The 12914-nt window shown below is 58.9% G+C and carries 11 protein-coding genes and 1 pseudogene; 8 read left to right on the top strand and 4 right to left on the bottom strand.

Annotated features, from left to right (window positions below; translation table 11 throughout):
- Nucleotides 1–30 precede the first annotated feature (30 nt).
- The 5 genes from B4V04_RS19230 to B4V04_RS19210 all read left to right on the top strand — a co-directional run bounded on the left by B4V04_RS19230 (nt 31) and on the right by B4V04_RS19210 (nt 4825).
- On the top strand, nt 31–963 hold the full coding sequence (locus tag B4V04_RS19230) for a branched-chain amino acid ABC transporter permease (RefSeq protein ID WP_498233251.1): 933 nt from the start codon (nt 31–33) through the stop codon (nt 961–963).
- Nucleotide 964: 1 nt separating this feature from the next.
- Complete coding sequence (locus tag B4V04_RS19225) at nt 965–1996, top strand: branched-chain amino acid ABC transporter permease (protein WP_498233250.1); 1032 nt, start codon at nt 965–967, stop codon at nt 1994–1996.
- Nucleotides 1996–2796: an ABC transporter ATP-binding protein gene (locus B4V04_RS19220; protein ID WP_498233249.1), complete on the top strand. Its 801-nt coding sequence runs from the start codon at nt 1996–1998 to the stop codon at nt 2794–2796. Before B4V04_RS19225 ends, B4V04_RS19220 begins: the two co-directional genes overlap by 1 nt.
- Before the next feature lie 6 nt (nt 2797–2802).
- Nucleotides 2803–3525 (top strand): ABC transporter ATP-binding protein, encoded by a 723-nt coding sequence (locus B4V04_RS19215; protein WP_498233247.1) that lies wholly within the window; start codon nt 2803–2805, stop codon nt 3523–3525.
- 124 nt (nt 3526–3649) lie between these two features.
- Entirely contained in the window at nt 3650–4825 is a 1176-nt protein-coding gene (locus B4V04_RS19210; protein WP_498233245.1) for an MFS transporter, read from the top strand.
- An 18-nt stretch (nt 4826–4843) separates the two neighbouring features.
- Here the strand turns inward: B4V04_RS19210 and thrC are convergent, their stop codons facing one another.
- Complete coding sequence (gene thrC, locus B4V04_RS19205; protein ID WP_498233243.1) at nt 4844–6022, bottom strand: threonine synthase; 1179 nt, start codon at nt 6020–6022, stop codon at nt 4844–4846.
- 526 nt (nt 6023–6548) lie between these two features.
- On the opposite strand from thrC, the gene B4V04_RS19200 reads away from it, so the two are divergent.
- From B4V04_RS19200 to B4V04_RS19190, 3 genes and pseudogenes are all read left to right on the top strand, one after another.
- A complete protein-coding gene (locus B4V04_RS19200) occupies nt 6549–8039 on the top strand; it encodes an aldehyde dehydrogenase (protein WP_498233241.1) in 1491 nt (496 codons plus the stop codon).
- A gap of 310 nt (nt 8040–8349) precedes the next feature.
- A pseudogene (locus tag B4V04_RS19195) lies at nt 8350–8580 on the top strand (pyridoxamine 5'-phosphate oxidase family protein); the annotation flags it as partial.
- Nucleotides 8581–8825: 245 nt separating this feature from the next.
- Entirely contained in the window at nt 8826–9695 is an 870-nt protein-coding gene (locus B4V04_RS19190) for an NAD-dependent epimerase/dehydratase family protein (protein WP_498233239.1), read from the top strand.
- A gap of 23 nt (nt 9696–9718) precedes the next feature.
- Here the strand turns inward: B4V04_RS19190 and scpC are convergent, their stop codons facing one another.
- The 3 genes from scpC to B4V04_RS19175 are packed head-to-tail and all read right to left on the bottom strand — an operon-like array spanning nt 9719 to nt 12910.
- Nucleotides 9719–11170 carry a succinyl-CoA:acetate CoA-transferase ScpC gene (gene scpC / locus B4V04_RS19185; protein ID WP_498233384.1) on the bottom strand — a complete coding sequence of 484 codons (1452 nt, stop codon included), beginning with the start codon at nt 11168–11170 and terminating at the stop codon, nt 9719–9721.
- On the bottom strand, nt 11163–11711 hold the full coding sequence (locus B4V04_RS19180) for a MaoC family dehydratase (RefSeq protein ID WP_498233238.1): 549 nt from the start codon (nt 11709–11711) through the stop codon (nt 11163–11165). Before B4V04_RS19180 ends, scpC begins: the two co-directional genes overlap by 8 nt.
- The gene (locus B4V04_RS19175; RefSeq protein WP_498233236.1) at nt 11711–12910 is read right to left on the bottom strand and encodes an acyl-CoA dehydrogenase family protein; all 1200 of its coding nucleotides are present in this window, start codon (nt 12908–12910) and stop codon (nt 11711–11713) included. Before B4V04_RS19175 ends, B4V04_RS19180 begins: the two co-directional genes overlap by 1 nt.
- Nucleotides 12911–12914 lie beyond the last annotated feature (4 nt).

The following is a 12914-nucleotide window of genomic DNA, read 5'->3' as shown; positions in this document are numbered from 1 at the left end:
TATAAAAAATAATATTTAACAGAAGCCACCATGCCTCAAGAAGTATTTTTGACATTACCGTTAGTTATTGACAGACTGCCATTGGTGCCTCAAGCGGTTGTTGAGGCCCTACTGACCGGGATGTCCTATGCGCTCGTCGCGGCCGGTCTGGCCCTAATTTGGGGCGTCGTTGACATCGTCAATTTCGCTCACGGGGAGTACATGATGATCGCGATGTTTGTCACAATCTACATGACAAACACGCTCGGATTCGACCCCCTGTTTGCCCTCCCGGTTAACATTGTGTTCCTGTTCGTTCTCGGCTATCTAACGTACAAGTTCATTATCGCGAAGGTGATGGACGCACCAATGCTAGCCCAGATCTTCGCCACGTTCGGTCTGGTATTGATCATACGATATGGGATGCTGTTCTTGATGGGATCAGAGACCAAGACCGTTGAGCAATTCATGTTCAGCGGCAGCTCGGTCCTCTTCGCCGGGGATACCTTCGGAGCGCTCAGTCTCATCATTGGACACTCAGCATTGGCGACGGCAGTTATCTCCGTCCTCTCACTTGGGGTGCTGTTTGTATTTATGAACCGGACAAAAACGGGGAAGGCCATTCGCGCAACCTCCCAAGACTGGGAGGCAGCCCGCGTGATGGGAATCGATCCCGATCGCGTGAACGCTATCACCTGGGGGGTTGGCCTCGCCATGACCGGAATCGCCGGCACGATGGTATCTACGTTTTTCCCGGTTCAAGCAGAATTGACACCGGTCACGTGGACCCTAATTGCGTTCGCCTCCGTCGCACTCGGCGGATTCGGTAGCGTACTCGGTGCAGCGTTCGGCGGGATCGGAATCGCTCTTGTTGAAAAGCTCGGGACGGTTCTGCTGAACCCGTCGTACAAGGAACTGTACGTGTTCGTCGTGTTCATCGTCGCGTTGCTACTGCGGAGTGAAGGATATCTGGGAGGTGATTAACATGAGTGAAGCCGAAACGGAAACTGGCGCACTGGAATCGGTTAAAAACCGTTACGCAGGACTAAAAACCACGCAGAAGTGGCTGCTGTGGACTGCAGTCGTTGTGGCGGTAGCGTTGATACCGATGTTCGTGTCGGTGTTCATTCCAAGCAATTCGCTGTTCGTAATGAACACTTTCATCTACGTGTTCCTGTTCATGATGATGGGACACGGGTGGAACGTGGTCGGCGGGTACGCCGGTCAGATTTCGCTCGGCCACGCAGTAATGTTCGGGACCGGTGCGTACACAACGGCTGTACTCTTTGCCTTTTACGGAGTCACGCCGTTCGTCGGTATAGTCATCGCTGCGATCGTCGCGACAGCCGTTGGTCTCGGTCTCGGGGCAGTCACGTTCAGTCTCCGGTATCACTACTTCGCGATGGCGACGCTGGCGGCAGCACTGATAGCCAAGACCGTCGTCACCCGCTGGGACTATGTGAACGGTGCGAGCGGGATTGAATATCCGCTTGCCGAAATCGGGTCATTCTGGTCGTTGACGTTCGCCGACAAAGCACCGTACTTCTACCTGACTGGCCTGCTCGCGTTGGGCACGACGCTGTTCATTTACCAACTGGATCGCTCCAAGTTGGGAACGTACCTAAAAGCGGTCAACATGGATCAAGAGCTCGCTGAAAACGCCGGTCTGAAGGCCTGGTGGTACAAGATGTACGCGATGGGCATCAGCTCCTTCATTACAGGACTTGCCGGAGCGATGTACGCCCAATACATTCTGTACATCGACCCGCTCTCGACGCTCCGTGTATTGAGAAATATTGACATCATCATGGTCGCAATCATCGGCGGCGTCGGAACCGTTTTAGGCCCGGTGGCCGGGGCGTTGATTTTTATTCCGGTTCGCGAGATCACGCGGACGTACCTCTCGGGGACGGCCACCGGACTAGGATGGGTTGTGTTCGGGCTAGTACTCCTGCTCATCTCGCTATATCGTCCGGGCGGACTCCTGAATAAGTTTACCGGACGGGGGGGAGACTAATGACGGAACAACGTAGTCCGCCCAGTACGGGCAACAATACATTAGCCGAACCACGTGGCGTCGAGGGACTGCTCTCAGTCCGTGACCTCGAGAAGCGCTTCGGCGGCGTCGTGGCGCTCGATGGTGCGACAGTCGACGTCCTCGATGGTGAGATCGTGACCCTCATCGGTCCCAACGGGGCCGGGAAGTCAACGCTGTTCAACTGTATCATGGGTCTCTACCCCGTCACATCGGGCTCAGTGACGCTTCGTGACGAGGAGCTTACCGACAAGTACACCTCCGCGATCGTCCAGAGCGGACTCTCACGTACGTTCCAACAGGCTCGGACGTTCCCACAGCTTACAGTTCGGGAGAACATGGTCGCGAACCAAGCTCACCACGACGAAAGTCTCGTCAAGACGGTCGTGTCCTCGACCGACGACGAGACGATGGCTCGAATGGAAGAGCTCGTGGAGTTCCTCGACATCGATCACCTCATCGACGAGCCAGCGGGGAACCTCTCGACCGGGCAAAAGAAGCTGCTCAATATCGCGAGCACCTTGCTTCGCGACCCGGACGTGGTGCTCCTCGACGAACCGACTGCCGGTGTCAACCCCGGTCTCATCAACGATATCACAGACGCGATCCTGGATCTGAACGAACGAGGGAGTACGTTCTTCGTGGTCGAGCACGACATGGACGTCGTGCGGAAGATCGCGGACTACTCGTACGTATTCGCGAACGGAACAAACCTCGTCGACGGCAAACCCACAGAAGTGCTGCAAGACGAACGTGTGCTAAAAGCATACTTTGGAGAGTGAACTGATATGACGATACTCGAAGTAAACGACTTACACGCAGGATATGGCGATTTCCTCGTCTTGAAAGGCGTTGACGTCGCCATCGAAGAGGGACAGATCGTCTGTATTATCGGCCCCAACGGGGCGGGAAAATCGACGTTGTTCAAGTCGATTTTTGGTCTTCTGAACCCGTCTCAAGGAGACATCCGATTCAAAGGCGAAAACATCGTCGGACTTCCCCAGCGGGAGTTACTCAAACACGGGATGGCCTACATTCTCCAGCGACACGCCGTCTTCCCAGACATGACCGTCCGGGAGAACCTCGAGATGGGGGCATTCACCGCGCCGAATGACTTCGACGTCGATGCGAAAATCGACGAGATGTGTGAGATCTTCCCGATAATCGAGGAGAAGATCGGCCAAGACGCTGGCGAGCTTTCCGGAGGCCAACAGCAGATGGTAGAGTTCGCGCGGGGACTAATGCTGGAGCCGGACATCCTCCTGCTTGACGAGCCAACGGCCGGACTCGCTCCGAAGATCATTGACGACGTGTTCGAAAAGGTTCAGGAAATCAATGACCTTGGCGTGACTATTCTGATGATCGAACAGAACATCAAAACAGGGATCAAGTACTCCGACCACGCTTACCTACTGGAGGACGGTCAAACGAAATTCAACGGACCGGCGGACACGATCCTCGACCGTCCCGAAATCCGCGAGGCGTATCTCAAAGAGGACGTCGAATACTAGCCCTCGCGGCTCTCTGGGGTCGGATTCTCCCATGGGGCGTCGATACAATCGAAGGGTTGTTCGAACTCGATCGACACTTGGCTGGATTTTGATTCCGGCCTGACACTGCCGTTTCACGACACTGATGTCCGATATCCCACGATCGCTCGCCGTCGCACCACACGTTGCGACGCTGAGCGTCGGTTACGTAACGTTCGCGTACACCTCCGTCCCGACTGTCGTTCAGGAGCGGTACGGGGTCTCATTCGTGGCTATCGGCCTGCTCATGAGCGTCGTACTCCTAGGTATTGGACTCATCCAGATTCCCGGCGGACGATTGCTCGATCGGATCTCGACGATCGAGGGGCTGGTGTGGGTGTCCGCCGTTCACGGAATTCTTGCGATAACGCTCGATTTCGCACCATCGTTTGCCGTGCTCATCGCTCTCCGTATGCTGTGGGGTCTGGCCAGCGGGCTCATTCTCCTCACCGGTGCGACGCACTTAGCGCGGCTCTACGATGGTCGAGCGGCTACCAGACAACAGGGAATCTTCGGCGGGATGCTCACGGCAGGTGGCACGATCGCGCTGCTCGTTGTCCCGGAGGTAGTCGCGATAACGGGATGGGTCGGACTGCACGCAATTGGGGCGTTGATTGCTGGTGCAGCGATCCTGCTTACCCTTCACGGAAGCCGAAATGAATACGCTCGAGAACTCGCGGCGGGGCACGGCGAACGGCGTCCAGTCCGGGAACTATTTTCTCGTCCACCGATACCAGAGCCTGCGATCTGGCTCGCCGGTGTCTGTTACGTCGCTATTATCGGGGGTTACATTTCACTGTCAACGTTTATTTCGTCGCTCTTTGCCGACCTCGGTATCACCGGGAATCTTGACGCTGTCGTACTGTTTATGGCGAGTGTTGGCCGTGTCGGTGGAGGTATTGTTGCGGAGGCGTTCAGTACAACTGACGAAAGAATGATCGTCGTCTCGATGGGAACTGCAAGCGTAGCGTTCGTCGGTCTCGCGATTCTTTCTGGACCGGCGCTTATTGTTCTCCCGTTGGTAGCGATGGTGGCGATATCCAGTCCGTTTGGTGCAGTGTTCAATGTGACGTCCGATATCGCTGCGGACGAAAAGAGCGGGGCTGCGCTTGCGATTGTCATCGCAATGGGTAACTTCGCCGGTCTCGTGTTCCCGACCATAACGGGAGCCATCCGTGACACGACTGGGAGTTACGCGAGCGCGTTCGGACTGATCGCGATTGTATGTGTAATCGGTGCGGTCGCTGGGACATTTGTGAGTACACACAGAATCGCGGAGTAAACGTTGTAGTAACCGGTCTCAGACAGCAATCTCCTCAAGACTTTTATTGAGATCTGCAAGGTCAATATCGGTCGTTGACACGTCGATATCGACCTCGGATTCCTTGAATCCGGTACCGGTGACGATCGCGACGACCTCGTCGTTGTGGGTGATCTCACCTGCTTCAGAGAGCTTGTTAAGCCCGGCAAGCGTCACCGCGCTCGACGGTTCGGCACTGATTCCGACATCCGAAGCGAGACGCCGGGTCGCTTCTTTGATCGCTGCTTCCGAGACAGATGTCACCGTGCCGTTCGTCCCGCGAGCGGCCCGTAGTGCGCGGTTGCCGCTCGGCGGAGATCCGTTAGAGATAGAAAACGCAACCGTATCGTTCGGCGTGATGAACTCGACACTATCGGCACCCGTTCGAAACGCTTGCGCTATCGGATCGACAGCAGCGGCTTGGACTAGGTGAAGGCATGGTAGTTTCTCGATCAGTGCAGCATCTCGTAGTTCGCGCAGCGCCTTCCAGACCGCACTGGCGTGTCCGCCGCTGCTGACGGGGAGTACGATAGCGTCCGGTGTCTCCGGCGCAAACGACTCAAGTATCTCGTAGGCGACGGTCTTTTGCCCGGCAACTCGGAGCGGGGTGTCGGAATTGACGAACTTGATCGCGCCGTCAGCATCGAGCGTGTCGTAGTACAGCTGACCGTAGTCTCCGGTGACCGTGAGAATTTCGGGGTCGTACTGAGCGATGAGACCGAGGCGTGTCTCGGGAATCCGCGCCGGGACGAGCACCGCACAATTGACTCCCTTGCTCGTCGCTACAGCAGCCATACTCATCGCCATGTTTCCATGCGAGACGGTTCCGACCCAATCGCGTCCGGCATCGTCTGCATAGGTCACGCCAACGCTGCTTCCACGGTCTTTGAACGAGCCAGTCGGATTCTGTCCCTCGTCTTTCACGTAGAGCCTGCAGCCGGCGTACTCGTCGAGTCGTTCAGCGCGTACGAGCGGTGTCCCGCCCGCGCCCGCGGTAACGTCTTCTGCTGGATCGGCTGGGAGGACATCCGCGTACCGCCAGATACCGCTGGTTCGCGGGAGTTCCGCCCAGTCGAACTGCGTCGAATCGATGTCGAACCACAAGGGCTCGCCGCATGCACATCGCTTGCGGTTAGTGGATGTAAAGCGGCTCTCACAGTTGTGACAGACCAGATCCATGATATGCTGGCGAACGCCCCGTTGCCAAATAAACCCACCCGCTCACACCCCTTCCTTGTCGAACATACTCAAAAACAGCGACTCCAACTCCCCATCACTAGCCATCAGCTCCGAGCGCAAACCAGATTTGGACAGTTCCGAGAACTCACGTTCAAAGCCGCCATCAGAAACAGCGAAGCCACGCTAAGCTCCTAAACCGCAGAAATTAGAGCCTCTAAACACGTCACTTTTGGAGATATTCTCACGTAGCAGCGGTTCGCTAAAGACTGCATAGGTAGCGTTCACGGAACATCAGTATTATCCCCTCACGTCCGGAAGGTGCCGATTCGCTTATACGGGTCGTTGATTAGGATGCCGTCTCCCGGTACGAGGTCATTCGCACACGGGAATTCAGGAAGAGGTGTTGTACCTATACCTAGATATTTGTGGTCGGTGATTCGAAGCCGTTCGCTCGCCCGCCGTCGATGAAGTTCACGCGCAGTCCCGTCGCAGAAAGAGTTATTGTGACCTGTTTTCACACATCAGTATGGCCGACATCAAGAGCTACGACCAGTTCATCGACGGCGAGTTCGTCTCCTCAGAGAGCGACGACCGCGCCGAAGTCGAATTCCCGTACGACGGCGAGCCCTGGGCGACCGTACCCCTTGGAACCCCAGGGGATGTCGACCACGCTGTCGCCGCCGCTAGGGATGCCTTCGAACGCGACGACTGGGCCGGCCTCCAGCCGAGCGAACGCGCCAGCCTGCTCCGTGAGGTCGCCGCGGTTATCGACGAGTACGCGGACGAACTTGCAGAACTCGAAACCCGACAGAACGGAAAACTCATCCGCGAGATGAGCGGACAAATGAACTCGCTCGGCGACTGGTTCCGCTACTATGCCAGTCAATGTGAGACCCGTGAGGGAGACACCATTCCCGTCGAAAGCAAGGACGGCGAGATGTTTAATTACGTTGTTAGGGAACCCTACGGCGTCGTTGGCGCCATCACTCCTTGGAATTCCCCGCTTCTCCTCACGACGTTCAAATTAGCGCCCGCACTCGCTGCCGGCTGCACATTCGTGCACAAACCCAGCACGCAGACGCCCGTGAGCGCGCTCCGTCTCGCCGAACTCCTCTACGAAGAAGCCGGCCTCCCTGCTGGCGTCTACAACGTTGTCACCGGTAGCGGCAGCACCGTCGGCGACACGCTCGTCGATCACGATGACGTAGACAAGGTATCTTTCACCGGGAGCACAAGCGTCGGCCGCCACATCGGAAAAACTGCGGGCGAGAATCTCATCCCGGCCTCCCTCGAGCTCGGCGGGAAGAGCCCGAACATCGTCTTCGACGACGCCGACCTCGACAACGCGATCAACGGCGTGATCAAGGGTATCTTCGCTGCGACGGGGCAGACCTGCCTCGCGGGTTCGCGCGTGTTCCTCCACGAGGACATCGCCGACGAGTTCGTCGACAGGATCGCTGAGCGCGCCGCCGATATCGGCCTCGGCGATCCACGTGATCCCGAGACAGAGATGGGACCGGTCGCGTTTCGCGGACAGTGGGAGACCGATCGGGAGTACATCAAGACCGCGCTTGAAGAGGGCGCGACTCTCCGGTTCGGCGGTGATCAGCCCGACGACCTCCCTGGCGAGTGCTTCCTCGAACCGACCATCCTCACCGACGTGGAGAACGATATGACAGTCGCTCAAGAAGAAATATTCGGCCCCGTCGCGAGTATTCTCACGTTCAGCGACGAGGGCGACCTCCTCGAACGCGCGAACGACACCGACTTCGGGCTTGCCGCGGGCATCTGGACCGAGGACTTCCGGAAAGCCCAACGCATCGCCGATGCCCTCGAAGCGGGAACCATCTGGATCAACGAGTACCGGACACTCACCTACAACTCCCCGTTCGGCGGGTACAAGGACAGCGGTCTCGGCCGCGAGAACGGACACGAGGGATTGGAGGAATACATGCAGACGAAGAGCGTCTGGGTCGACCTCGCCGGCGAGGTGGAGGACCCGTTCACGCTCGGCTAACGCGGACCGCTTTTGTCCGGCGTCGTCGATGCTCGTGCGCCTTTGCCACCAGAAAAAATAACTAGACGGTCCTTCGCATCGATCACGTGACCGCCGTGGCCCGCGACGTGCTGAGCAGTTCGTTTCCGCAGGGCAGAACCGACAGCGGGGTACGGCGGGACGCACTCGAACGACGTGACCCATTGAATCAGTCGTCGCGGTACCGTACGACAGTTAAGACGAGGGTTTCAGCAACGATCCCTCGGTGTCTAGTCTGAGAAGCGTTCTCTCGAAGGCGTAGTTTTACTCCGCTGTCGGCCGTTTTTGCCGTATGAAAACGATTCCAGGCGACAAACACAATCTCTTCGAGAAGCCCGCGATAGCCATATTCGCGTCCACGCCCCCCAGCGGGCGTCCGCACGTCACGCCCGTGTGGGTCGACTACGACGGTACGCACGTGCTCGTCGTCACGCGGACGGAGACGCGGAAGTACAAAAACGTCGAACACGACCCTCGGGTGACGGTGACGATTATCGACCCGGGCGACATATATCGGTACGTGGAGGTGCGGGGGGACCTGAAGAAGATGCCGACAGATGGAGCCCTCGCGTTCAGTGACCGGCAGGCTCAGCGGTCTGGAGCGTTGACGAGTATCCGCACGCGCGGGACGCAGAGCGAGTACTCATGCATATCCGTCCAGAGCGAGTCGTCTCGCCGGCGGTGGGAACGCCGACACGCGATTAGCCGAAAGGAGGATGTTACCAACGCCCAAAGGTATTTAATGCTGGTTTTCCCTCCTTTTCCCGTATGCACGTCCTCATTACGGGAGCGAACGGCACGGTCGGGAGTGCGATCATCGACCAACTCGGGGATACGGATGAATACGAGTTCACGTGCCTCGACGTTGAGGATCATCCCGATCGAGAGACGGTCGTCGCGGACATCACGAACCTGGACGAACTCCGCGGCCACTTTGATGATGTCGACGCCGTCATCCACCTCGCTGCCGTCGTCGACCTCAGCGGATCGTGGGAGAAAATTCTCCAGAACAACATCGTCGGAACGTATAATGTCCTGCAGGCGGCCGCGGAAGCCGAGGTGGAAAAGTTCGTCTTCGCGTCATCTATCCATACGGTGGGGATGTACGAGATCGAACTCTCGCCGGAAATATACGACCCCGACTACGACCTCGCCGTCACGCACGAGGATCCGGTACGTCCCGACTCCTTCTACGGCCTTTCGAAAGTGTTCGGAGAGGGCGTTGGACGGCTGTTCGTCGAGAGTCAGGAGAACCCGCTCGGCGACTTCCACCCGACGTACGTGACGAACACGCGAGAGTACCCGACGAGTTTCTACGCGCTCCGCATCAAGACCGTCCTCGGCGAGGAGTACGACCACCCTTACGGGCTCGGAGAGATGGGCGTCGACGAGGGGTGGTGGGAGCGCGACAGCGAGGAGTACGACTACATGGCGGACCGGCTGAAGTGTACGTGGCTCTCGCACCGTGACCTCGGTCAGCTCGTCGATCGGCTGCTCGGACACGACAAGCCGGGGTTCGACGTCTTCTGGGGCGTCAGCGGTAACGACGGGACCTGGGTCGACCACTCACACACTCGTGATGTTCTGGGGTACGAACCGCGGGACAACGGGGCGGAGTGGGACGCCCCGCCCGAGTGACGAGGGGCCGTCTCCGGGTGTTTTTATCGACCGATGTGCCAGTCGAACGCGGTTTCAAGATGGTGAGGGATGTGACCGCCGCGGTCTAGGCCGTGATCGAGATACTCGCGAAGGCCGTCCCGGAAGTCGGGATGGGCGCAGTTCTGGATGAGCGATTTAGCGGTCTCGCGGGGTGAGTTCCCGCGGAGATCGGCGACGCCTTGCTCGGTGACGACGATATCGATGTCGTGTTCGGTGTGGTCGACGTGAGGGACCATCGGGACAACACGTGAGATATCGCCGCTTGCGGCCGTGGAGGGCAGTGCAAGTACGGCGATGGCGGAGTTCCGGTTGAAATCCCCGCTCCCGCCGATGCCGTTCATGGCGTGGTTGCCGTTAACGTGAGTAGAGTTCACGTGCCCAAACAGGTCAACTTCAAGAGCGCTGTTCACACCGACGACGCCGAATCGATCGATGAGTGCGGGGTTGTTCGACACGTCGGCGGGCCGGAGAACGATGTCCTCGGCGTAGCGGTCCGCGTGCTCGTAGAGGCGGTCCTGGCCGTCGCGGGAGAGTGCGAGCGAGGTGGCGCTCGCGGAGTCGAGCTCACCGTCGTCGAGCAGGTCGAGCAGGCCGTCTTGAATGACTTCGCCGAAATAAATGAGGTCGCGGTCGCCGAAGTCGGCGTCGCCGAGCGCGCTCATGAGGGCGTTCCCGAGACTGCCAACGCCGAACTGGATGCGGAGAGAGTCTTCGAACAGCAGGGAGTACTCAACTTCGGTTTCAAGAAAGTCGCCGAGATTCGCCGCGATGTCACGGTCCTCCGGTGTCGGATCGCGAAATTCATAGGGTTGGTCGCGACGTTCCGTCTCGACGACCGCGGTAAGTTTCTCCGGGCCGAACGTGATACGATTGTCGCCGATGCGGCCGCCGGGGTCAGTGAGCGGGATAGGCTCTCGGTCCGGCGGTAGCCCCACGCGATAGACATCGTGGAACTCCCGCACCGATTCGGGGACGGAGCGGTTGAGTTCGACGACGATTTCGTCCGCGCCAGCGACGAACGCCGGTGTCTGGCCGATGCTCGACGTGGGAATCAGCCAGTTCGGGCCGACGGAGAGCGCTTCGACGATGGCGATATCCGCGTCAACGAGGTGGCCGAACTCGACTTCGTCGCCGAGCGTACTGATGTTACGGTCGTGAAATTCGATATCACCGTCGTTAACGGCTTTTCGGGCCGGTGGGCGAGCCTGGTAGGGGAACCGGCGGGCGATAGCGCTCGCCTCAACGAGGTCCACGTCGATTTCCGCGCCGACGCTCCCCCCGCTCACTACGGTGAGCTCGAGATCGCGCTCTGAGTCGGCGAGCGCCAACGGGACAGCTTTCGGGTAGCCGACACTTCCGAATCCGCTCACGACGATCTCAGCGTCCGCCGGAACGTCTGCGGCGACCGATTCGGCGTCTCGGATAGGCAGGTCGCCAACCAAGCGGTCAGCCATCGGCGTCCTCTGGCTGCGTGCCGACGCCCTCTGGCCATCCCGGCGGTCGTTCCGACGAGACGTCCGCGTGCTCACGCTTGAGTACCATCGGCGTGCGCTCCAACGAGAGCACGAGATCGTCGTTCTGGTTGTACGCGCGGAGCTCCGTGGTGACCATGCCGACGTGATCGCGACTCTCCGACTCGCGTTTCGAGACGACTTCGGATTCGGCAAAGATGGTGTCCCCGTGGAAAACCGGGCCGTGATGCCGGATGTCGTCGTAGCCGAGGTTCGCGGTGGCGTTCATCGACACGTCCATAACGCTCATTCCGACCGCCAGCGCGATGACGAACGTGCCGTTGACGAGGCGTTCGCCGAATTCGGTCTCGGCAGCGTACGCCTCGTTGAAGTGCATCGGATTCGCGTTCATTGTCACGTTCGTGAACCACACGTTGTCGGTCTCGGTGACTGTACGGCCGTACGGATGTTTGTACACGTCGCCCACCGTGAAGTCTTCGTAAAACCGTCCCTGCCAGCCGGATTTGATGTGTGTATCGGACATTAGTAGGAGCGGGGGAGGCCGAGAACGTTCTCGCCAATGTAGTTCAACGCGAGCTGCTGGGTGATGGGAACAAGGCGGGTCAGCCGTGCCTCGCGATAGTACCGCTCTACGTCGTACTCTCGGGCGATTCCGAACCCGCCATGAGTCTGAACGGCGGCATCCGCGGCATCGAACGCGGCATCTGCGGCGAGGAACTTCGACATATTCGCCCGCGCACCGACATCCTTCTGACTGCCATCTTTGACTTCGCTCGCGGCGCGGTACACCATTCCCTTCGCGGCCTGGACACGCGAGTGTGCCTCAGCGAGCGGGTGCTGGATCGCCTGGTTCGAGCCGATAGGGGCTCCGAACACCTCACGCTCGTTCGCGTATGAGACGCCTGCCTCAATAGCAGCCTCACCCAATCCGATACATTCAGCGGCGATGGCGAGGCGTTCCTCGTTCAAGCCGTCGAGCATGTGGTAAAAACCATTTCCTTCCTGACCGATAACGTTCTTGGCGGGGAGGCGGAGGTCCTCAAAGAACAGCTCATAGGAATGCACGAAGTTGCTCGCCGTCTTGTCAATCTGTTCGATTTCGAGACCTCCCTGTTCGTACGCCTCTTCCAAGGGCACGAGGAACATCGTCAGTCCCTGCGTCCGCTTCTCCACCTCGGATTTCGGGGTGGTGCGGGCCATGAGGACGAGGTAGTCGCTCTGGTCGACACGGGAGATCCAGATCTTCTGACCGTTGATGACGTACTCGTCACCCTCGCGCACGGCACGGGTTTCGATGGACGTGGAGTCGGAGCCGGCGTTCGGTTCCGTGAGCCCGAACGCCTGAATTGACGTTTCGCCGGTTGCGACGCGCGGGAGGAGGTCGTCTTTTATTTCCTCGCTCCCGTATTTCACAAGTGGAACGGAGTTGTAGATGGCGCCGTGGACCGCTTGGGCTGCGCTGAACCCGCCGCCGGACGCAGCTATTTCCTCCATCATCACCACGACCTCCTCAGTCCCCATCCCAGCGCCACCGTACTCCTCGGGGAGGAGCGCACCAAACCATCCGCCGTCGGCAAGTTCGTTCACGAACTCATGAGGGTACTCGCCCTGTTTATCCCGCTGGCGCCAGTAGGATTGGTCGTAATCCCCGCAGATGTCGCGGATGGAGTCACGGACTAGTCGTTGCTGGTCGGTCAGCTGGACCGTGTCTCTGTTTACCATTGAA

The sequence above is a fragment of the Halorubrum sp. B52 genome (assembly GCF_059752555.1).
This window is presented reverse-complemented; position numbering and strand designations above follow the sequence as displayed.